This is a genomic window from Flavobacterium hydrophilum (genome assembly GCF_003202405.1).
In the GTDB taxonomy this organism is placed as follows: Bacteria; Bacteroidota; Bacteroidia; order Flavobacteriales; family Flavobacteriaceae; genus Flavobacterium; species Flavobacterium hydrophilum.
On the sequence record NZ_QJHL01000001.1, the window covers coordinates 2,005,463 to 2,026,373 of the forward strand.

The following is a 20,911-nucleotide window of genomic DNA, read 5'->3' on the forward strand; positions in this document are numbered from 1 at the left end:
TTTTTATTTATTCTCTTTTCGCAAACCGGCTCCGATTTTTACCAGTTTCCAAAAAACATCCGCTTCTGATGTGATGGCTATTTTTTGAAATTCTTTATAAAAAGAAGAATATGCAAAAGCATAAACATAATCCAATAGTTCTATGGCTGTGAAAGTTTGCCTGAATTCCGGACGTAATTCACTGCTATTGGCAAAGCAAATATTTCCGGTTTCTTTTTCGCTTGAAAATAACAAACTCAGACAATCTGTAAATAATTGTACTATTTCACTATTTAGAATAACCGATTCGGCTGATTGATCAAAAAGAGTTTCAATAGTAAAATAATTTCCGTTCATATCCTGCAAAACTTTTAAAACAGCATTTTCTAAATCAGTATCATCCGAAAACTGAGAAATCTCATCTACTCTCAAATTGTTGATTTTATTTGAATACTCCTTGATAGTCATAATTATACTGCTTTACACTATAAAGTTATACCATATAATTTTTATTGAACATTTTTCTACATTAAAAATGTCTGAAAACTTTTAAATAACACACCATAAATAGTTAAAATTCACGAAAAAAGAACTCAAAAACACCTTACATTACTGATTTAGATATATTTGCGAAAACAAAAAAATAAAAAACACCACGAAACAATCTCTTAAACCGATGCTTATGCAAAAAAGACTTGTTATTTTAGTATTAGGGACATTTTTTTCATTCAGTGCTGCTGCCCAAAGTGAAAAAGTCTTTATTACAGACAAAGTAAGCAACACTTATGCTTATGTTGATGTAATGAAAACGTATGAAAGAATTGCTGCAAAAGGCTACAAGTCTGTAGATTTATTTCAAAAATTAGGAGATTCTTCTTTTTCACATTTTAAACTGGAAAAAGCTGCCGAATGGTACAGTAAACTTTTTTCGCTGACCTTAGATTTAGCACCTGAATATTATTACCGTTATGCAGAATCGTTACGATTCATTTGCGAAAACGAAAAAGCGGATGCTATTCTTGAAAAGCTGAAACTGGTTAAGAAGAAGGTTTGATTTTTTCTTTTACGGATTTCTAAAATATATAAGACGCAGGGCAAGCATTTTAATTCTTTAATCAAAAGAAAATTTTCCTTCTTTAATCTTAAAACTAAAAAGTCGGGAGCTATCAATTTCTTTTCCGTTCATTGTCCCTACTTTCCAAACACCAAGCGAGTTGAAAACTTTTTCAATTTGTTGATCCAATTCACTACTTTTGGTATTGTTATCCATTTTGCATTCGACAATTTTTCCTTTACAATTAATAATCAATCCAATCATACCTTTATCCTTATATTTTGGATTTTGCTTCAAAAATTCAACTTCAGTATTTAGTCGCATTAAGATAACTTCATTAGAAACTGGACATACTGCTTCAACCTGACCATCAATTGGAAAAAGTGAATATACCTCCTGGTCATTGCAGATTCCTTCAATTTTTTCTTTTATCTCGCGCTTAATTATAAACTGAGCATTAATTTGGAACGTAAGCATTATTATAAAAAACGCAAAATAAAGTTTTTTCATTTTTTTAGTAGTATGATTCATAATTGGGGGTGTCTGTTCAAAAATAGATCTTTTTTATTTTGGCAAACTTAATTTTTCTAAAGTTTGCAGTAACCAATCTTCATTTACTTTTTTAAGAACTTTATTACTCTTAATCTGTTCTTCTATTAATGGTATAAAAGTTTTATCACCAAACTCTTCTATTATTTCTAAAATCAAAGAACCGGAATCATCTATTTCTAAAAGTTCATTTTTCAAAACTCCTTTAATATTCTCATCTTTTCTTTTAGCCAAACCTGCAATAGCTTCATGTCTGATATTTTTATATTTGTCATTTACTCTTTCCCATAAAGCTTTTCGAATTAATTCATTGTCAGTTTCTATTTGGCTTCCAATTCCAAATGTTGCCCAATCTCTAATATCTGAATCTTTATCTTTACTTAATTGAATTAATGTCTCAATAGATTTGGTTTTATCAATAGCAAGAATTGCATAAACCAAACTGTATCTTACATTCACACTTTTGTGATTTTTATATGGGCAAATTATACCGATTTGTTTGTCAGTTAGATTTTCATTGTTATGGCCGATTCCATAAAAAATAGCACTAATTACATCTTTATCAGTTTCCTTTTTTAATAAATCGAAATATATTTTTAAAATCTCCTTTACATGTAATCTGGGATATCCAAACTGAGATAAAATGTTTATTCCGAGAATTTTCTCTTTAGCTACATTTGATTTAGTTAATTCTACACTTTTTTCAAAAACAGACTTTTCAGTTCTTTTTCTTAATTCAGTAATATATTTCCAATAATTTTTATTCGACTTATTATTTAAAAGCCTGTCAAATAGTTTTTCATTAGAATAATTAATTAGACTCATTTCAATTTTTTCTCAAATTTTAAAATTTTCTTATCGAATAAATATAGTACAAATATCTTTTAAAATAAAAAAACGCATTCGATCATTTGATCAAATGCGTTTAAAAATTATAAGATTTAAAATCTACATATTCCTTCTATACTGCCCGCCAACCTCAAACAACGCCGAAGTAATCTGACCCAACGAACAAACCTTTGTAGCTTCCATTAAATGATCGAATAAGTTTTCATTTTTAATAGCGGCTTGCTGTAAGGTGTTTAAATACTCGTTTACTTTTTCTTCGTGGAATTGATGCAAGTTGTCCAGCATTGTAATCTGATATTGTTTTTCTTCTTCGGTGGCTCGAATTACTTCTGCCGGAATTACCGTTGGCGAACCTTTTGAACTCAGGAACGTATTGACACCCACAATTGGGAAATCTCCGTTGTGTTTTAAGGTTTCGTAATACAAACTTTCTTCCTGAATCTTAGAACGCTGGTACATTGTTTCCATTGCGCCAAGAACTCCTCCTCTTTCTGTGATTCGGTCAAATTCCTGTAAAACTGCGGCTTCAACTAAATCAGTCAATTCTTCTATGATGAAGGATCCCTGAATTGGGTTTTCGTTTTTCGCCAGACCTAATTCTTTATTGATAATCAGCTGAATCGCCATGGCACGACGTACCGATTCTTCTGTTGGTGTTGTAATTGCTTCATCGTAAGCGTTGGTATGCAATGAATTACAGTTATCATAAATCGCATACAAAGCCTGCAACGTCGTTCTGATATCGTTAAAATCTATTTCCTGCGCATGCAGCGAACGTCCGGATGTCTGAATATGGTATTTCAGCATTTGGGCTCTTTCGTTGGCTCCGTATTTATTTTTCATGGCTTTCGCCCAAATTTTACGTGCCACACGACCAATAACCGAATATTCAGGATCAACTCCGTTCGAGAAAAAGAATGATAAATTTGGTCCAAAATCGTTGATGCTCATGCCTCGGCTCAGGTAATATTCCACGTAAGTAAAACCATTCGAAAGCGTAAATGCCAACTGTGTAATTGGGTTCGCTCCTGCCTCAGCAATATGATATCCTGAAATCGAAACCGAATAGAAATTCCGAACGTTTTTGGTAATAAAATATTCCTGGACGTCACCCATCAATCTTAAGGCAAATTCAGTTGAGAAAATACAGGTGTTTTGCGCCTGATCTTCTTTTAAAATATCGGCCTGAACGGTTCCGCGAACCTGAGACAAGGTTCTGGCTTTAATTTCATTATAAATATCCAAAGGCAAAACCTGATCTCCGGTAGCTCCTAAAAGTAGTAATCCCAAACCATTATTTCCCTCTGGTAAATCGCCCTGATAATGAGGACGCTCTACCCCTTTTTCCTTATATATTTTATTGATTTTGGCTTCAACTTCTTTTTCTAAATAATTGTCCTTAATGTACAATTCGCATTGCTGATCAATTGCCGCATTCATAAAAAAGCCTAATAACATTGGCGCAGGCCCGTTAATCGTCATACTCACCGAAGTCAAAGCGTGAACCAAATCAAAACCTGAATAGAGTTTTTTAGCATCGTCTAAACAACAGATTGAAACGCCCGCATTTCCAATTTTACCGTAAATATCAGGACGCAAATCTGGATCATTTCCATATAAAGTAACACTGTCAAAAGCAGTTGAAAGACGTTTTGCTGGCATTCCGGCACTTACATAATGAAAACGTTTATTGGTTCTTTCCGGTCCGCCCTCGCCCGCAAACATTCTTGACGGATCTTCGCCTTCACGTTTAAAAGGATATAATCCCGAAGCAAAAGGAAATTCTCCGGGAACATTTTCCTGTAAATTCCAGCGCAAAATATCGCCCCAGGCTTCGTATTTCGGCAAAGCAATTTTTGGGATCTGCAAATGCGATAAACTTTCAGAATGTGTTGCAATTTTAATTTCTTTATCACGAACTTTAAACGAGTAAACCGGATTTTTATACTTCGCCACTTTTTCGGACCAATTCAGGATAATTTCCCAATTGTACGGATCTAAATCCATTTTTAGTTTATCGAATTGATTCAGTAAAAGGTTAAAAAAAATTCTGTTTTCATCATGTTCCTGAAATCCTCCAGTTAAAACAGTTGAATCTTCGATTCCTGCTTTAGTAATCTGTGGAACTTTTCCGGAAACAGATTCTATGGTTTTGAAAATTCCGTATAATTTCTGCGCTACTTTTTGCTGCGAAATTGCCGTTTCATCATAAGATCTGTTATTCTCGGCAATTTCAGATAAATAACGCGTTCTGTGTGGCGGAATCACGAAGATTTTTTCGCTCATTTCTTTTGTGATTTCAAAAGTCGATTTCAAATCAGAATCGGTTTTTTCTGCCACTTTATCCATAATCGCTTTATACAGCGTGTTCATTCCGGGATCGTTAAACTGCGAAGCAATGGTTCCGAAAACCGGCATTTCGTCAGGATTTTTGTCCCACAGATTATGATTTCTTTGATATTGTTTTTTTACATCGCGCAACGCATCAAGTGCACCGCGTTTGTCAAATTTGTTTAAAGCCACTAAATCGGCAAAATCAAGCATGTCGATTTTCTCCAATTGTGTTGCTGCTCCAAATTCCGGAGTCATTACGTAAAGCGAAACATCAGAATGATCCATAATCTCGGTATCAGACTGTCCGATTCCTGAAGTTTCCAGAATAATCAAATCGTATTTTGCAGCTTTTAAAACCTGAATAGCTTCAGAAACATATTTAGACAAAGCCAGATTCGACTGACGCGTAGCCAGCGAACGCATATATACACGAGGATTATTTATGGCATTCATACGGATTCTGTCGCCTAAAAGCGCTCCTCCGGTTTTTCTTTTCGAAGGATCAACAGAAATCAATCCAATAGTTTTTTCAGGGAAATCAATTAAAAATCTACGGACTAATTCGTCTACCAAAGATGACTTTCCGGCTCCTCCCGTTCCTGTGATTCCTAAAACCGGAATTTTAGAATTAGTATTTATTTCGTGAATTGTATCAAAAGCCGATTTTGCAATTTCAGGAAAATTTTCAGCAGCAGAAATCAAACGCGCAATTGTAGTTGGAACTTTATTTTCGATATGATCGCTTTCTCCATTTAATTGATCTCCAATAGGAAAATCGGCACGTTCTACCAGATCATTTATCATTCCCTGAAGCCCTAATGATCGGCCATCATCCGGAGAATAAATCCGTGTAATACCATATTCATGCAATTCTGAAATCTCACTTGGAAGAATCACACCTCCTCCGCCTCCAAAAATCTTAATGTGACCCGCTCCTTTTTCCTGAAGCAAATCATACATATATTTAAAATATTCATTGTGACCACCCTGATACGAGGTCATCGCAATTGCGTTTGCGTCTTCCTGAATAGCTGTATTTACCACTTCTTCAACACTTCGATCGTGGCCAAGATGGATTACTTCAACGCCTGTTGACTGAATAATACGTCGCATAATATTGATGGCGGCATCATGCCCGTCAAAGAGTGAAGCGGCGGTAACAATTCTTACTTTATTTTTAGGAATATATGTTTTTTGAAGATCCATTTTGTGAATATGATAATTTTGTAGTGCAATTTACAAAATATTTTATCAAATCATAAACACCATAGCTATATGTTAACAAAAAACAATTACTTCACAGATGTAGAAATTTCTGTCATCTGGAAATATTTTATATAACATTTGGAAATCAATAATTTAAAGAATTAAAATAGATTCAATTTTACCCTTTTTGATTAAAAACTCTTTTTGATTTTGGATAAAAATTCATGGGTTACTCCTAAATAAGAAGACAAATTTTTATTATTTATTTTTTGGGTCTTTTGGGGATACTTGTTTACAAATTCAACATACCTTTGTTTGGACGTTTTATTTAAAACATCTAAAAGTCTTTCCTGTATTGCGATATTGGCCCTTTCTACCATTAAGATATGAAACTGAATCAGTTTAGGAACCTGCTTAAATAATAACGTTTTATTCAATTTATTAATTACCAGTATCTCACTATCTTCTATTGCCTTTATGTTGTATTTTGTTAATTTCTGGTAATAAAAGCTTTCCAGATCACACATCCATTCGTTTTCAAATGAAAAGAAAATGACACTTTCAGTTCCGTTTTCATTTAAAATATAAGTTTTGAAAGTGCCTTTCAGAATAAAACCTTCATAGGAATTATTAGAATCCTGAATCTGCAAAAATTCATTCTTTTTTAATTTAATGAACTCTGTTTTGTCTACTATTAATTTCCACTCCTCATCTGTAAGAGTGATTTTTCTTTCAATATTCTGCCTTAGTTCTTCGTACATACTTTTAATTATTTCTTAATTAAAATTTCTAAAATTCTAAAATTTGGGAGGGGAATTTAAATAATGTAATCGATTACGCAAAAATATAAAAATTATATTATATTCAAATTAAATAAGTTAAAAAAATTAAATACTCAATTTAATTACTAAAATATTGAACAAGTTCAATATTCTTGTAAGAATTAATAAACATCTTTGCATTGCTATAAAATTTAGTAATAACCAAACAAAAAACAAAAACTATCATGACTTTTAAAACCAAATTTACAATTACGCTATTTGCATTTGTTTTAGCCTTTTCAAGCTGTAACACAGAAGACGTTGCAGAGCAAAATGCTGATGAGGCAGCTTTAAGTACCAATAAGGAAGTAAATGCTTCAACATCTAAAGTTGGAGTTTGTTCAGAAGTTCCTGGATGGGCATCTCAAAATGGAGGAACAACCGGAGGAGGTACTTCAGCAGAAACAGCAGTAACGACTTATGCTCAATTAAAGTCGGCTATTGAAAATACTGCTGTAAAAGTGATCAAAGTGTCGGGAACAATTACTGTTTCTGCCAGAATCTCATTTCAAAACCAAACCGGAAAAACGATTTACGGTACCAGCGGTGCCAGAATTGTTTCAACAAACCAGACGAAAGACGGCTCCGGTATTATTTATTTTAAAGGATGTAAAAACATTATTATCAGAAATCTAATTTTTGAAGGTCCCGGAGCATATGACACAGATGGCTGGGACAATGCTACTTTAGACAACTGTCAGAATGTATGGGTAGATCACTGCGAATTCAGAGATGGTGTTGACGGCAACTTTGACATCAAAAACAAATCTGATTTCATAACTGTTTCTTACACAAAATTCACTTACCTGAAAGCCCCTAAAGCTGGTGGATCCGGAGGTTCTGATGATCACAGATATTCTAATCTAATTGGTTCAAGCGACAGTGCTACTGCAGACCGCGGAACATTCAGAATCACATTTGCACGTTGCTGGTGGGCAAGCGGCTGTAAAGAAAGAATGCCAAGAGTTAGATTTGGAAAAGTACATATCATCAACAGTTATTTCAATAGTTCTGTTAGTAACAAATGTATTGCTGCAGGTTTTGAAGCTAATATCAAAGTTGAAAATAATGTTTTTGAAAATGTAAAAACTCCAATCGAATTAATGACTGGTCTTACTGCCGTAACGGTTACTTCAGGAAATGTTTTCACTAATACAAGTGGTAACAAAGCAGGAAAAAATACCGCATTTACTCCTCCTTACAGCATTGTAACTTTAGCTGCATCTGCAGTGAAATCCGATGTTTCTGCCGGAGCCGGTGCTACATTTTCAGGTAATACTTGCGGATCTTTCTAAATTTAAAAAATTGTTTTTACAGAAAAGCTATCCTGTTTTAGGGTAGCTTTTTTGCTTTCGGTATTATGAAAACCTAAATTTCTAAAATAGCCCCGATGGAAGCGGTATCCCGCACTTTTTCTGTGCGGAATTTAGCGGACAGCGGGACAAAAGTTAATTATGAAACAAAATGTTTGTGCTCCTGAAATAAAATTGTGGCTTTGTTTTTGAATAAGTAGTATTTTTGAAACTTATAAAACCCCATCAATGAAAAAGATTTTATTATTAGCGATTACATTTTCACTTACATCTTGTGCTCAGGTACAGCAAACATTAAATCAGTTACCGCAATTATCCTCTCAGATACCAGGAGTTGGCGGTGTCGATATCGCTTCGGGCTTAAAAGAAGCTTTGAACAAAGGAATTACTCAGCAGGTAAGTAAACTGACTGCGGTTGATGGTTTCTATAAAAATGAGGCTGTAAAAATTTTAATGCCGGCAGAATTGCAAAAAGTAGACGCCACTTTACGAAAAATAGGTCTTGGCTCACTGGCTGATGAAGGAATAAAAGTACTGAACCGTGCGGCTGAGGATGCCGTAAAAGAAGCAACGCCTATATTTGTTTCAGCTGTTAAAAACATGTCTTTTACTGATGCGAAAAATATTTTATTAGGTAATGACAGCGCTGCAACGAGTTATTTGCAAGGCAGTACTACAACTGCTTTGTATGGGAAATTTAATCCGGTTATTAAAAGTTCCTTTGAAAAAGTAGGTGCCGATGTTATATGGACAAAAATCATCAATAAATACAATACAATTCCGTTGGTAAAAAAAGTAAATCCGGATCTAACTGATTATACCACAAATCAGGCTTTAGCCGGTGTTTTTAAAATGATTGCCGTAGAGGAAAAAGAAATCCGCAACAACATTAGTGCAAGAACGACTCCGCTATTAAAAAGTGTTTTTGCTATGCAGGATAACAAATAAGCCATTAACCGATTAACCATAAAAATTATAATGCAAAAAATAACAATTCTGATTCACTGTAAGGATCAAAAAGGAATTATTGCTGCAGTAACAGCTTTTATTGCAAAAGTAGAAGGGAATATTACCTACATCGATCAGCATGTTGATACAGAGCAAAATGTCTTTTTTATGCGATTAGAATGTGATTTAACGAATCATACTATAAGTATCGAGGCCATAAAAGACGATTTCAACCAAACCATTGCAGCTGATTTTGATATGTCGTGGGACTTATACAATCAGGAACAGAAGCCTAAAATGGCCTTGTTTGTTTCTAAGTATGATCATTGTTTGTTTGATATTTTAGGACGTTACAGTGCCGGTGAGTTAAATGTTGAAATTCCGGTAATTATCAGTAATCATAATGATTTGCGTTCTATTGCAGAACGTTTTGATATTCCGTTTCACTGTGTTCCTTTTACCAAAGACAATAAAGAAGAAGGTGAAGCGAAACAAGTTGAACTATTAAAAAGATATCAGATAAACTTTATTGTACTGGCGCGTTATATGCAAATTATTACCCCTGGTTTGATTTCGCTTTACGAAAATAAAATTATCAACATACACCATTCGTTTTTACCTGCTTTCCCGGGTGCAAAACCGTATCACTCCGCATTTAAAAGAGGTGTGAAAATTATCGGTGCCACGAGTCATTACGTAACCGAAGAGTTAGACGAAGGCCCAATTATTGAACAAGATATTGCGCGTGTTTCACATATCCATTCTGTTGAGGACTTTATTATGAAGGGACGTGATTTGGAACGAATTGTTTTGGCAAGAGCCATAAAGCTTCACGCCGAACGCAAAACCATGGTTTACAGCAATAAAACAGTTGTTTTTTCTTAAAAACTCAGCGATTTATAAAATTAAAGAAGCCGTTTCAAGTTATTTGAAACGGCTTCTTTTTTGGAAAATATTTTGATATTACCTCTTAATCACACGGATTGTTTTTCTGTTTCCTCCCTGAATTACAATAACATTGTACACACCGGTTGCATAATTTGCTCCTATTGTCTGGTTATTAGCTTCAGAAATATCACTGAATTCAAAGCTATCAAATAACCTTCCATTCATATCATATACGTTTATTTCAATTTTATCAGTACTGATTGAAGTTACATCTAATTGAAAAGTTGAACTTACAGGAACCGGATAAGCTACTACTTTAAATAAAACATTTATTTCTGAAGGATTTTCAATACCTAAATTAGGGTTTGTTTTAACAAAAATACCCGGTGAACCAATTTCAGTACTGCTGTTAGCAGCAAGAAACGCTCCATTAGTACCTACTGCACTCAGTTGTGTAACTGGAGTAGTTATCGTAGTAATTCCATCTGTATTGTCAAAAGTTTTAAAAGTACCCGTTGATGAAGTTCCAAATAATACAGAAGCTACAGGCGTACTGCTTACTCCGTTATATAAATTTACCTGATCTCCACTTGTACCAAAACCAATTCCAGATCCTGTATAGTTTCCAATTCTTAAACCTGTCGGAGGATTAGCACCAAACCAGTTACTCAAAAACAAAGTCGTTTTTCCGGCTAAATCAGCAGTCTCAATAAAAATTACAGATTCCCCAGGTGCAATACTTGTAATTCCACTTAATGCTACTGCAGCTGCAGGCGATTGTGAATTATCATCTACTTTCCATCCAGTAATATCAACAGCTACCGCTTTAGTATTTGTTATTTCGAACCAGTCAGCTCCAACAGGGCTGTCACCGCTTGACCAAGGCGCTACTTCAGAAATAAACAATTTACCTGTAGTTCCCGGAGAACCAATTTGATTTGCATCATTTTTGGCTGCAAAAGCATCATTAACACCAACCTGGCTTAATGTTGAAATGGTAGCATTGTTAAGACTGGCTGCATTATTAAGTGTTATATTGGTAGTTGATGTTCCAAAAATAATATTCGCTTTAAGATTCCCACTCGCATCAAATAAATTTACCTGATCACCTCCTGAACTTAGACCTATCGAACCGCCAGTGTAACTTCCTACCTGTAAACTTGCCGGTACGTTGCTTCCAAACCAGGTTGATTTAAAGTTAGCAATAACGGTTGCGTTATTTGCAGCGGTAGTTTCTAAGAAAATTACAGATTCTCCCGGCTTAATAGTCGTAATTCCGTTTAAAGCTAAAGCTGATGAAAATGTCTTAGAATCGTCATCTACTTTCCATCCTGTAATATCAAGATCAGTTGTTCCGTTGTTTGTTACTTCAAACCAATCGGCTTTAATTGGATCAACGCTGCTGGACCAGGGCGCTACTTCTGTAATACTTACCGTTGCAATTGGTGCTACTTCATTGACTACATCAGTAATTGACAAGATAAAGTTAACAGAAGCGTCAGGAGCAGAACCAACAGTAGTATCATCTACATTTACAGTAACTGAATAACTCGTTTTTGTTTCATAATCTAATACCGTTCCTGCTTTAATGTATAAAGATGAACCAATTATTTGAAAAGAACCTGCATCTGTACCGGATAATGACAAGGTGTTTGTTCCTAATCCGTCATCTGTAACTAAAATATCTGAAATTTTAACCGCCGGTGTAGTGGTTGTATTCTCTAAAACTGAATTTGTTGTATTTGCTAAAGCAACAGCTGTTGGCGCCTGATTTGGCAAAGCAGAAGGAGCATAAACCCAAAGCTGCGGATGATCAATGTCGCCACCTCCATTTTCGTTAACAATATATAAATTACCATTACGATCCATAGTCATTCCTTCGTGCTGCTGATTAGCAGCATCTAAAGGATTACCCGGATCTGACACAATAGTTAAAGTACTTAAAATTACGCCATTTCGGTCTATATTCACCACTTTAGCATTTTCCTGGCTCAATACCAGTAAATTGTTATACAAAGGCTGACCAGTTAGTGCCGCTAAATTCGATAAAGCAAAAACATCAGCAACATCTGAAAAACCTAACAATGCAGGATCGAAAAGATTCACAGAGTTATCTGTTGTAGCGGAACCATTTGTAGCTGTTCCTGCATCAAAATCGATTCCTGTCTGGAAAATTCCCATTGGAGAAATCTCTTTTAAAACAATATAACCATTAGTCAACGGATCATAAGAAAGTCCTTCTGTTCCGGTATTATTCACAAATGTTCCTAATTTTACGGTCTTAGCATTGTTTCTTGTAAGCGTTGTTCCTGCAGCATAAGTAAACAACACGACTTGTCTGTCACGCTCTTCAGTCATTACAAACTGACCGTTACCAATATAAGTAATTCCTTCAGAGTCATAAAAATCAGTTCCCTGCGGACTGCTTCCCTGAGCGAGTGTCATTGTATCTATGAATTGTCCTGTTAATGATACCTGAGTAACAGAGGTAGTTCCGTCTCCCACAATAAAAAGGGTATTGGTATCCCAATTGTACGTAACGCCTGAAGCTTCCTGCGCCAATAAATTATTAATTGGATGGGCTGTTCTTGTTGGTTCCGGTAAGTCATAACGTCCCACTCTGACATAGGTCGAAAGATCTACAGTTTGAGCCACACTATTTTGGTTAAAACCTAATATTGCTATAATCGCAAATAATCCTGTTCTTAAATTAGGAAGCAATTCTGGCTTAAAATTGGTTGCAGCGTTGTTTGGTTTTAATAGTAAAGATTTTATCATATTCAGAGTAAATTTTAAATTCGGTACAAATGTATCTAACAGTTAAAATTTGCATTTGATGTAATAGTTACGTTATGATTAACTCTTTGTGTATTATTATTTAAGTAAATGTTACGAAATAGCTACGAAAAAAATAAGCTCAAAAAAAACCGTCTCAGATTGTGAGACGGTTTTATATTTAAGAGTATATATTGTTTTTATTTTTCTTTTCTTCTTTTGCGTTCTGCTTTAATCATCGACAATTCACGACTGGTTTGCCCTGCTACCGAAGTATTCTCTTCAGCACGACGAATCAAATACGGCATAACATCTTTTACAGGTCCGAAAGGCAAATATTTTGCAACATTATAACCATTCTCGGCAAGATTATAACTGATGTTATCGCTCATTCCGTACAATTGTCCAAACCAGATTCTGTTTTCATTTTTCGCAATTCCTCTTTCCTGCATCAATTCCATGAGCTTATAAGAACTCAATTCATTGTGGGTTCCGGCAAAAATTGACATTATATCAAGATGCTCTAGCATGTAAAGTACAGCTGCATCATAATTTTCATCAGTAGCTTCTTTAGAAATACAAATTGGAGAAACATATCCTTTTTCTTCTGCCCTTTTATTTTCTTTTTCCATATAAGCGCCTCGAACCAGCTTCATTCCAATATAAAAACCATCTTTCTTGGCAACCTCATGTAGTTTTTTCAAATAATCCAAACGATCCCAACGGTACATTTGTAATGTATTAAATACAATTGCTTTTTCTTTATTGTATTTACGCATCATTTCGGTTACCAAATCATCAGCTGCATCCTGCATCCAGCTTTCCTCACCATCAATCAATAAGGCTACATCTTTTTTATGTGCTTCACTGCAAACCTTGTCAAAACGAGCTACAACCCTATCCCACTCCGCTTGTTCTGCTGGTGTAAAAGTCTGATTTTCTCCTAACTTTTCATATAATTCAAAACGTCCTAAACCAGTTGGTTTAAAAACTGCAAACGGAATTGCCAAACGTTCTTTTGCAAACTCAATTGTTCTTAGAGTCATTTCTAAAGCGGCATCAAACTGTTCTTCTTCTTCTTTTCCTTCAACAGAATAATCCAAAACAGACGAAACGCCTTTTGTAAACATTTTGTCTACAACAGTAAGACAATCGTCTTCGTTTACTCCACCACAAAAGTGATCGAAAACTGTAGCGCGAATTAATCCTTCAACAGGCAGATGTGCCTTTATGGCAAAATTGGTAACAGCAGTTCCAATCCTCACCAGTGGTTCACTGTCGATCATTTTAAAAAGAAAATAAGCTCTGTCAAGTTCCGTATCGCTTTTTAACGAAAATGCAACCTGAGTATTGTCGAATATTTTTTCCATTAAATTAGTTTTTGGGCAAAGATAAAGAGTGTTTGCAATATTATTTAACAAAATCAGTATATTTTTAAAAAATCATAACATTTTTACATCCGTTTAAGATTAATCTGTAAATTCTAAATAAAAGAAATTTAGAACTAAATCACTTAAAACTTAATCAACTAAATTTATTTTTAATGATTATAAAAACTCATTTTTAAAACAAATTAGAATCAGTTTTTGAATATTATTTAGTTAAAAATGCCTTATTTTGCGGATTCAATTAACCGAAGAATTATGCAGTCTATTCAAGCCAATAATTATTTAGTACATTTTAACCAAAATGCTTACGAAGCTTTAAATAATCATTTAAAAGAAAACAAATATTCTAATGTATTTATCATTGTTGATGATAAAACAAACGAGCATTGTTTGCCTAAATTTTTGCCTTTACTGGAGACCGATTTAACTATCGAAATTATAGAATTCGAATCTGGAGAAGCCAATAAAAATATAGAAACCTGTATTCAAATCTGGAACGTGCTTACTGAATTAGGCGCTGACAGAAAATCGTTAGTCATAAATCTTGGCGGTGGTGTTGTAACTGATTTAGGAGGTTTTGTAGCTTCAACATTCAAACGTGGAGTAGATTTTATCAATATTCCAACCACTTTATTATCTATGGTAGATGCTTCTGTTGGAGGAAAAACCGGTGTTGATTTAGGTAATCTTAAAAACCAGATCGGTGTGATTAATGTGCCACAGATGGTTCTGATTGACACTCAGTATCTTGAGACTTTACCGCAAAGTGAAATGCGTTCCGGTCTTGCCGAAATGCTGAAACACGGTTTAATTTATGATGCTGCCTACTGGAGACAATTTTTAAACTTAAAATCAATTGATTATGCCTATTTTGATGAGTTGATTTACCGTTCAGTTGAAATTAAAAATGAAATTGTAATTCAGGATCCAACAGAGAAAAACATTCGAAAAGCTTTAAATTTCGGCCATACTTTAGGGCATGCTATCGAAGGTTACTTTTTAGAAAGCGAAACAAAAACAACCTTATTACACGGTGAGGCCATTGCTGTCGGAATGATTCTCGAAAGTTATATTTCCCTACACAAAAATCTTATTACTGCGGCAGAATACTCCGAAATTAAAACAGCCATTCAGGGAATCTATGATCAAATCCATTTTGAAGAAAATGACATAGATCCAATATTAGAATTGCTTATTCACGACAAAAAAAACGAGTATGGCTTGATTCAATTTGCATTGATTGAAGGCATCGGAAAAATAAAAATTAACCAATCCGTTGAAAATAAATTAATTCTGGATGCGTTTCAGGATTATAAGTCTTAAACTTTTTTTAAGGAAAAGCGTTGCATTAGGTATATATTATTTTTTACATTTGCCCTCAATGAAAACAAACAGTAAACAAAGGCATTTTAGCTCTTACAGAAACCGTCTCAATAGTTCTTTATTAAGGATATTGAATCGTTTTTACAATAGCAAAAGTCCGTTTTGTTTAGACATTTTTTTATGTTTAAAGGCAGAACACGAAAAACTGGAAATTGTATTTGCCAATATCAGGGTTTGAATTAAGATTTTAGAAACGTTAACTGGATTTAAAATACATTCTAAATATTCAAAACTAAATGAATACAAAATATTCTGACTTAATCAATCAAACCTATTATTTCCCTCAGGAAGAGTTTAAACTGAACAAAGACAACTTACAATTTCACAATATCGATTTGATGAAATTGGTTGAACAATATGGTACCCCATTAAAATTCACATACTTACCACAGATTTCTGAAAATATCAATAAGGCAAAAGCCTGGTTCAGAAAATCAATGGAAAAAAACAAATACGAAGCAAAATACTATTATTGTTATTGCACAAAAAGCTCTCATTTTGAATACATTATGAATGAAGCTTTTAAAAACAATATTCATGTTGAAACTTCATCAGCTTTTGATATTAATATTGTTGAAAATTTACTCGAAAACGGTAAAATCAACAAAAGCACTTATGTTATTTGCAATGGATTTAAAAGAGATGAATACATTACTAATATCGCACGATTAATCAATAACGGGCATAAAAATACTATTCCGATTATTGATAATTATGAAGAGCTTGATTTACTTCAGGGTGAAATAAAAGGAAAATTTAAAATCGGAATCCGTATTGCTGCTGAGGAAGAACCAAAATTTGAATTTTATACTTCCAGATTAGGCATTGGATACAAAAACATCGTTTCTTTTTACAAAAAACAAATTCAGGAAAATGATAAATTAGAGCTTAAAATGCTTCACTTTTTCATTAACACCGGAATAAATGATACAGCCTATTATTGGAATGAATTGGTAAAATGTATCAAAGTATACATTGCACTTAAAAAAGAATGTCCTTCTCTTGATGGATTGAATATTGGCGGTGGTTTCCCGATTAAAAACTCACTTGCATTTGAATATGATTACCAGTACATGATTGATGAAATCATCAATCAGATAAAAATTGCCTGTGACGAAGCCGAAGTAGATGTTCCAAATATATTTACAGAATTTGGTTCTTTTACAGTTGGTGAAAGCGGTGGTGCTATTTATCAGATCTTATATCAAAAACAACAAAATGACAGGGAAAAATGGAACATGATTGACTCGTCTTTCATTACCACTTTACCTGATACCTGGGCAATCAACAAACGTTTTATTATGCTGGCGGTAAACCGTTGGAATGATACCTACGAGCGGGTTTTATTAGGTGGACTGACTTGCGATAGTGACGACTATTACAATTCTGAACAAAACATGAACGCCATTTATTTGCCTAAATACAACAAAGAAAAACCTTTATATATTGGTTTCTTTAATACAGGAGCATATCAGGAAACTATTGGGGGTTACGGAGGTCTGCATCACTGTTTGATTCCACAGCCTAAACATATTTTGATTGATCGTGACGAAAACGGAATTTTGGCAACTGAGGTTTTTTCAGAACAACAAACTTCTGATGATGTTTTAAAGATTTTAGGTTACACTAAAAAAGCATAAAAAAAACATGCAAATTAAAAGTTAATACATATAAAATTATTAATTTGCAGTATAACCCAAAAGGTTAAATTATAATTCAAAAAAAAACAAAAAAACAAAAAAACAAAAATGAAAGGACCAATCAGTCAGTTTATTGAAAAACATTATTTGCACTTTAATTCTGCTTCATTGGTTGATGCCGCAAAGGCATACGAACAGCAATTAGCAAATGGTGCTAAAATGATGGTTAGTATGGCCGGCGCAATGAGTACAGCAGAAATTGGTAAAATTTTTGCTGAAATAATCAGACAGGATAAAGTACAGATTATTTCATGTACCGGAGCCAATCTGGAAGAAGACATCATGAATTTAGTAGCACACTCTCATTATGAAAGAGTGCCTAACTATCGTGATTTAACACCTGAAGATGAATGGGCGTTGCTTGAAAGAGGGTTAAATCGTGTTACTGACACCTGTATTCCTGAACATGAAGCATTCCGTCGTTTACAAAAACACATTTATAAAATCTGGAAAGATGCGGATGACAAAGGAGAACGTTATTTTCCACATGAATTTATGTATAAAATGTTGTTATCCGGTGTATTAGAAGAGTATTACGAAATTGATTTAAGAGACAGCTGGATGTATGCAGCTGCTGAGAAAAATTTACCTATTATTGTTCCTGGATGGGAAGATAGTACTATGGGTAATATTTTTGCATCATACGTAATTAAAGGTGAGTTGAAAGCCTCTACCATGAAATCAGGAATTGAATACATGACATTTCTTGCTGACTGGTATCCAAAAAACAGTGCTAACGGAATTGGATTTTTCCAAATTGGTGGTGGTATTGCAGGAGATTTCCCAATTTGTGTGGTACCAATGCTGTATCAGGATATGGAAATTCATGATGTACCGTTTTGGAGTTATTTCTGCCAGATTTCAGATTCAACGACTAGTTACGGATCATATTCCGGAGCAGTTCCAAACGAGAAAATCACATGGGGTAAATTAGATATTAAAACCCCTAAATTTATTATTGAGTCGGATGCTACAATTGTTGCACCGTTAATTTTTGCTTACTTATTAGATTTATAGGATATTTATGAAAAGAGTTATAGTAGACTACGCCAAACTTACCAACGAAATTTTAAACCTTTTGGTAGAAAAATTTCCTGATGGTTATGATGATTCGGATGTTATCCGTTTTAGAAATGCTAAAAACGAATTAATCGAAGCTGTTGAAGTTCGTACTGAAGACACTATTTATTTAGTAAAAATTAGTACTAAACTTGCAGATAGAATTGAAAATTACGACGAAGATGACGATATCGATCTTGATGTTGACACAATCGAACCAGTAAAAGGTCTTGATCTTGATGAGGATAGTGATGATGATGACGATGATGACAACCAGGACAAACCTGATACAGATGGCGGAGACGGGGATGATGACGATGACGATGATGACAAAGACGATATTGGTGACGAAGATGATGATGAAGACGATGAAGATTAATTCATATTAAAATAAATTAAAGGAACTCCAAATCAGGGTTCCTTTTTTTATAATCTAATTTGAAATAATGTCTAATTATAAGAAAAATATTATATTTTTATTATATATATTTGAAAAAAATACAAGCCAAATGAATTCAGAAATACTACATGCCAAACTAAAAGAAAATTTTGGTTTTGAAAAGTTCAGACCTAATCAGGAAAATATAATAAACACCATTCTTTCAGGTCAGGATACGCTCGCTATTATGCCAACAGGAGGCGGAAAATCAATATGTTTTCAGTTGCCTGCATTAATCCTACCGGGAATTACAATTGTTATTTCTCCATTGATTGCTTTAATGAAGGACCAGGTGGACAGTTTAAAAACTAACGGGATTTCAGCTTGTTACATTAATAGCAGCCAATCGACAGAAGAACAACAATTCTATATTGACAATTTAAAATCAAACACCTTTAAGCTTGTTTACATTGCTCCGGAAAGCTTGTCTTATCTGGATATTGTGTTTTACGAATTAACAATCAGCCTGATTGCCATTGATGAAGCGCATTGTATTTCATCATGGGGACACGATTTTCGTCCAGCTTATACCAATTTAGGGTATTTAAAAAATCGCTTCCCTTCTACTCCAATTCTGGCTTTGACCGCTACGGCTGATAAAGCAACGCGAACCGATATTACAAAACAATTAAATTTAAAGAATTCCAAAACTTATATTGCGTCATTTGACAGAAAAAATCTGAGTCTGGAAGTTCGTCCGGCACTTGACCGAGTAAAACAAATTATAGATTTTGTAGAGAACAAACCAAATGAATCCGGTATTATCTATTGCCTGAGCAGAAAAACGACAGAGGAGTTAGCTGATAAATTGCAAAAAAACGGCATCACTGCAAAAGCATATCACGCAGGTTTAGATAATAAAGTCCGTGCTAAAACACAGGATGAATTTATAAATGATGATTGTCAGGTTGTTTGTGCAACAATTGCATTCGGTATGGGAATTGACAAATCGAATGTCCGATGGGTTATTCATTATAATTTACCAAAAAATATTGAAGGCTATTATCAGGAAATTGGTCGTGCCGGCCGGGATGGCTTGCCAGCCGAAACAGTTTTGTTTGAAAGCTATGCGGATGTGATTCAGCTTCAGAAATTTGCTTCTGAAGGTTTGAATTCTGATGTTCAACTGGCCAAATTAGACCGAATGAAACAATATGCTGATGCATTGAGCTGTAGAAGAAAAATTCTGCTTTCTTACTTTGGGGAACTAGTTACAGAAAACTGCGGTAATTGTGATGTCTGCAAAAATCCTCCAGTATTTTTTGACGGTACCATTTTAGCACAAAAAGCATTATCGGCAATTACACGTTTGCAGGAATCTGAGCCTTTAGCAGTAATTGTCGATTTTTTAAGAGGTTCGAAAAATGCCTACATCTACGAAAAAAACTATCAGGAATTAAAAACATACGGAATTGGCTCAGATATTTCCTGGTACGACTGGAATCAATATCTGATTCAATTAATTAATTTAGGCTATTGCGAAATTGCCTTTCACCAACACAATAAAATTTTACTGACTCCTTTTGCAAAAAAAGTTTTGTTTGAAGGTGAAAAAGTAAAATTAACAACCGTTGTTAAGAAAGTAATTGATAAAAAACAAATAAAAGAATCTAAAGCTAAACCAAAGCCTGCTGCTGATTCACTTTTTGAAATCCTTCGAAAATTACGCTATGAAATTGCAAAGGAAGACGAAGTTCCTGCTTATGTCATTTTCAGTGATGCCGCTTTGAGGCAAATGGAAACTTTACGACCAACGAGTGATGAAGAATTTCTGGCAATAGATGGTGTTGGAAAAACAAAACTCGAAAAATATGGTTCTGAATTTATAAATGCCATTATTGAATTTCAAAAGAGTAAAATTTCAAATACCAAAACAAAAAAAGAAAGTGCTACTTATAAAACTACTTTAGAAATGTTTGAAAAAGGAGTTTCTGTTGAAGAAATTGCTGAAAAAAGAAAATTAGGGCTTTCAACAGTTATTTCACATTTGGCAAAATTATATTTAGATGGAGTTGATATTGATGTCAGCCAATTTATTTCTGATGATGAAGTTGCACAATTAGAAAAAGCTCAGGCGGAACTCGAAAATCCAAATGCTTTAAAACCTTATTACGACCATTTTGAAGAAAAAATGGGATATGACAAAATTCGGTTTGGTCTTGCGGTACTTGAGAAACAGAAACAATAAATAAAATTAATAAAATACGCAATAAAAAAATCCAAAAT

16 protein-coding genes are annotated in these 20,911 nt (G+C 34.1%); 9 read left to right on the plus strand and 7 right to left on the minus strand.

Annotation, left to right across the window (positions count from 1 at the left end; translation table 11 throughout):
* Window positions 1-3: 3 nt before the first annotated feature.
* Entirely contained in the window at window positions 4-447 is a 444-nt protein-coding gene (locus tag DMB68_RS07735; RefSeq protein WP_110346032.1) for a hypothetical protein, read from the minus strand.
* Between the two features lie 214 nt (window positions 448-661).
* Here DMB68_RS07735 and DMB68_RS07740 point away from each other — a divergent pair, with 214 nt between their 5' ends.
* Window positions 662-1,033 (plus strand): flagellar motor protein MotB, encoded by a 372-nt coding sequence (locus DMB68_RS07740; protein WP_110346033.1) that lies wholly within the window; start codon window positions 662-664, stop codon window positions 1,031-1,033.
* Between the two features lie 57 nt (window positions 1,034-1,090).
* On the opposite strand, the gene DMB68_RS07745 is transcribed toward DMB68_RS07740, so the two are convergent.
* From DMB68_RS07745 to DMB68_RS07760, 4 genes are all read right to left on the minus strand, one after another.
* Window positions 1,091-1,543: a hypothetical protein gene (locus DMB68_RS07745; protein WP_124019404.1), complete on the minus strand. Its 453-nt coding sequence runs from the start codon at window positions 1,541-1,543 to the stop codon at window positions 1,091-1,093.
* A gap of 54 nt (window positions 1,544-1,597) precedes the next feature.
* Window positions 1,598-2,407: a hypothetical protein gene (locus tag DMB68_RS07750; protein ID WP_110346035.1), complete on the minus strand. Its 810-nt coding sequence runs from the start codon at window positions 2,405-2,407 to the stop codon at window positions 1,598-1,600.
* A 123-nt stretch (window positions 2,408-2,530) separates the two neighbouring features.
* Window positions 2,531-5,971, minus strand: coding sequence for a methylmalonyl-CoA mutase family protein (locus tag DMB68_RS07755; RefSeq protein WP_110346036.1), 3,441 nt, complete (start codon window positions 5,969-5,971; stop codon window positions 2,531-2,533).
* A gap of 191 nt (window positions 5,972-6,162) precedes the next feature.
* Window positions 6,163-6,732, minus strand: coding sequence for a Crp/Fnr family transcriptional regulator (locus DMB68_RS07760; RefSeq protein ID WP_110346037.1), 570 nt, complete (start codon window positions 6,730-6,732; stop codon window positions 6,163-6,165).
* A 245-nt stretch (window positions 6,733-6,977) separates the two neighbouring features.
* Here DMB68_RS07760 and DMB68_RS07765 point away from each other — a divergent pair, with 245 nt between their 5' ends.
* From DMB68_RS07765 to purU, 3 genes are all read left to right on the plus strand, one after another.
* The gene (locus DMB68_RS07765) at window positions 6,978-8,087 is read left to right on the plus strand and encodes a pectate lyase family protein (protein ID WP_110346038.1); all 1,110 of its coding nucleotides are present in this window, start codon (window positions 6,978-6,980) and stop codon (window positions 8,085-8,087) included.
* Window positions 8,088-8,333: 246 nt separating this feature from the next.
* Window positions 8,334-9,053 carry a DUF4197 domain-containing protein gene (locus tag DMB68_RS07770; protein WP_110346039.1) on the plus strand — a complete coding sequence of 240 codons (720 nt, stop codon included), beginning with the start codon at window positions 8,334-8,336 and terminating at the stop codon, window positions 9,051-9,053.
* 30 nt (window positions 9,054-9,083) lie between these two features.
* On the plus strand, window positions 9,084-9,938 hold the full coding sequence (gene purU / locus DMB68_RS07775) for a formyltetrahydrofolate deformylase (protein WP_110346040.1): 855 nt from the start codon (window positions 9,084-9,086) through the stop codon (window positions 9,936-9,938).
* Window positions 9,939-10,016: 78 nt separating this feature from the next.
* Here purU and DMB68_RS07780 read toward each other — a convergent pair whose 3' ends face one another.
* Both DMB68_RS07780 and DMB68_RS07785 read right to left on the minus strand, forming a co-directional pair.
* A complete protein-coding gene (locus DMB68_RS07780) occupies window positions 10,017-12,719 on the minus strand; it encodes an SdiA-regulated domain-containing protein (RefSeq protein ID WP_110346041.1) in 2,703 nt (900 codons plus the stop codon).
* A gap of 197 nt (window positions 12,720-12,916) precedes the next feature.
* The gene (locus DMB68_RS07785; RefSeq protein ID WP_110346042.1) at window positions 12,917-14,086 is read right to left on the minus strand and encodes a proline dehydrogenase family protein; all 1,170 of its coding nucleotides are present in this window, start codon (window positions 14,084-14,086) and stop codon (window positions 12,917-12,919) included.
* 273 nt (window positions 14,087-14,359) lie between these two features.
* Here DMB68_RS07785 and aroB point away from each other — a divergent pair, with 273 nt between their 5' ends.
* From aroB to recQ, 5 genes are all read left to right on the plus strand, one after another.
* Window positions 14,360-15,427, plus strand: a complete 1,068-nt coding sequence (gene aroB, locus DMB68_RS07790) for a 3-dehydroquinate synthase (protein ID WP_110346390.1) — start codon at window positions 14,360-14,362, stop codon at window positions 15,425-15,427.
* A gap of 296 nt (window positions 15,428-15,723) precedes the next feature.
* Window positions 15,724-17,127: a type III PLP-dependent enzyme domain-containing protein gene (locus tag DMB68_RS07795; protein WP_110346043.1), complete on the plus strand. Its 1,404-nt coding sequence runs from the start codon at window positions 15,724-15,726 to the stop codon at window positions 17,125-17,127.
* 108 nt (window positions 17,128-17,235) lie between these two features.
* Entirely contained in the window at window positions 17,236-18,204 is a 969-nt protein-coding gene (locus DMB68_RS07800) for a deoxyhypusine synthase family protein (protein ID WP_110346044.1), read from the plus strand.
* Between the two features lie 7 nt (window positions 18,205-18,211).
* Window positions 18,212-18,625: a DNA primase gene (locus tag DMB68_RS23355; RefSeq protein ID WP_165830110.1), complete on the plus strand. Its 414-nt coding sequence runs from the start codon at window positions 18,212-18,214 to the stop codon at window positions 18,623-18,625.
* A 130-nt stretch (window positions 18,626-18,755) separates the two neighbouring features.
* Window positions 18,756-20,873: a DNA helicase RecQ gene (gene recQ / locus DMB68_RS07805; RefSeq protein ID WP_110346391.1), complete on the plus strand. Its 2,118-nt coding sequence runs from the start codon at window positions 18,756-18,758 to the stop codon at window positions 20,871-20,873.
* Window positions 20,874-20,911 lie beyond the last annotated feature (38 nt).

What these genes read in the sequence shown, in the direction of transcription:
- purU (WP_110346040.1), top strand. Translation starts at nt 9,084, where the DNA reads ATGCAAAAAATAACAATTCTGATTCACTGTAAGGATCAAAAAGGAATT.
- DMB68_RS07760 (WP_110346037.1), bottom strand. Translation starts at nt 6,732, where the DNA reads ATGTACGAAGAACTAAGGCAGAATATTGAAAGAAAAATCACTCTTACA.
- DMB68_RS07735 (WP_110346032.1), bottom strand. Translation starts at nt 447, where the DNA reads ATGACTATCAAGGAGTATTCAAATAAAATCAACAATTTGAGAGTAGAT.
- DMB68_RS07785 (WP_110346042.1), bottom strand. Translation starts at nt 14,086, where the DNA reads ATGGAAAAAATATTCGACAATACTCAGGTTGCATTTTCGTTAAAAAGC.
- DMB68_RS07745 (WP_124019404.1), bottom strand. Translation starts at nt 1,543, where the DNA reads ATGAAAAAACTTTATTTTGCGTTTTTTATAATAATGCTTACGTTCCAA.
- DMB68_RS07780 (WP_110346041.1), bottom strand. Translation starts at nt 12,719, where the DNA reads ATGATAAAATCTTTACTATTAAAACCAAACAACGCTGCAACCAATTTT.
- aroB (WP_110346390.1), top strand. Translation starts at nt 14,360, where the DNA reads ATGCAGTCTATTCAAGCCAATAATTATTTAGTACATTTTAACCAAAAT.
- DMB68_RS07800 (WP_110346044.1), top strand. Translation starts at nt 17,236, where the DNA reads ATGAAAGGACCAATCAGTCAGTTTATTGAAAAACATTATTTGCACTTT.
- DMB68_RS07765 (WP_110346038.1), top strand. Translation starts at nt 6,978, where the DNA reads ATGACTTTTAAAACCAAATTTACAATTACGCTATTTGCATTTGTTTTA.
- DMB68_RS07770 (WP_110346039.1), top strand. Translation starts at nt 8,334, where the DNA reads ATGAAAAAGATTTTATTATTAGCGATTACATTTTCACTTACATCTTGT.
- DMB68_RS23355 (WP_165830110.1), top strand. Translation starts at nt 18,212, where the DNA reads ATGAAAAGAGTTATAGTAGACTACGCCAAACTTACCAACGAAATTTTA.
- DMB68_RS07740 (WP_110346033.1), top strand. Translation starts at nt 662, where the DNA reads ATGCAAAAAAGACTTGTTATTTTAGTATTAGGGACATTTTTTTCATTC.
- DMB68_RS07795 (WP_110346043.1), top strand. Translation starts at nt 15,724, where the DNA reads ATGAATACAAAATATTCTGACTTAATCAATCAAACCTATTATTTCCCT.
- recQ (WP_110346391.1), top strand. Translation starts at nt 18,756, where the DNA reads ATGAATTCAGAAATACTACATGCCAAACTAAAAGAAAATTTTGGTTTT.
- DMB68_RS07750 (WP_110346035.1), bottom strand. Translation starts at nt 2,407, where the DNA reads ATGAGTCTAATTAATTATTCTAATGAAAAACTATTTGACAGGCTTTTA.
- DMB68_RS07755 (WP_110346036.1), bottom strand. Translation starts at nt 5,971, where the DNA reads ATGGATCTTCAAAAAACATATATTCCTAAAAATAAAGTAAGAATTGTT.